We start from the raw sequence: 954 nt of genomic DNA, 5'->3' as shown, positions 1-954 counted from the left end.
GGCGGGCGCCCTCCCCGCGGGGGGACGCCGGGCGGGCGTCCTCTCCGCGGGGGGCGTCCGGGTGCTCGGCGGGGTCAGTGGTCGGCATGCTCGTCCGACTCCTCCGCCCCGCCGCCGTGGTAGGACTCGTTGGCGCCGGTGTACGGGCGGGCCACGGAGACGACCTCCACGGTGGAGCCGTCCTCCAGCTCGAGCTCGTAGGCGACCTCCTCGCCGGGCTCGATCGGCTCGGTCAGGCCCATCAGCATCACGTGGGCGCCGCCGGGGGCCAGCTCGAAGGACCCGCCGGCGGGCACCGTGAAGCCGTTCGGGGACTGCTGCATCACCATCTGGCCGTCCTCGTCGGCGACCATCACGTGCAGCTCGGCCTTCGCGCCCACCTCGGCGCTCACGCCGACCACGTGCAGGTCCTCGTCGGAGGAGTTCTCCAGGAGACCGAAGGAGCCGGTCATGCCGTCCTCGGTGGCCTTGGTCCACGGGTCGGAGACGGTCAGGGGCGCGCCCTGCCCCTCGGCGGGGGCGGACGACGACGCGGCGGCCGGGGTGGTCGTCGCGGCGGCCGGGGCGCTCGAGGACGACGACGCGGCGTCGTCCGCGCCGCCGGCGCAGGCGGTCAGGCCGAGGGCGGCGGCCGCCATCACGGCGGCGGCGGACAGGCGGCGGGCGGAACGGGGGGAACGGGGGGTGGTCATGGCTGTTCGCTTCCTTCAGGAGTGCAGGGCGCGGCCGGGCTCCGGGGCGGAGCCTGCGGGCGCGCGAGGGAGGGGCCTGGCCTCGTGGGGCCGGCCGGAGGGGTCTGGTCAGCGACCGTCGTCGAGGTGGCCGAGCGCGCGGGCCCGACGGCCCATGAGGATCAGCGCCACCACGAGCACGAGCAGCCCGGCGACGCCCACGGCCCACACCCACGCGGGCAGCGCGCCCGCCTCGGCGGACTCGCCCGCCTCGGCGGAGCCC

The 954-nt window shown here is 77.4% G+C and carries 1 protein-coding gene; it reads right to left on the bottom strand.

The window, feature by feature from the left end:
• Window positions 1-74: 74 nt before the first annotated feature.
• Window positions 75-692, bottom strand: coding sequence for a copper chaperone PCu(A)C (locus tag NWP10_RS12135; RefSeq protein ID WP_258301072.1), 618 nt, complete (start codon window positions 690-692; stop codon window positions 75-77).
• Window positions 693-954: the final 262 nt, after the last annotated feature.

The organism is Micrococcus sp. HG099 (genome assembly GCF_024723355.1).
Lineage (GTDB): Bacteria > Actinomycetota > Actinomycetes > Actinomycetales > Micrococcaceae > Micrococcus > Micrococcus endophyticus.
The sequence above is the reverse complement of the archived record's forward strand: the minus strand, read 5'-3'. Positions and strand labels throughout refer to the sequence as shown.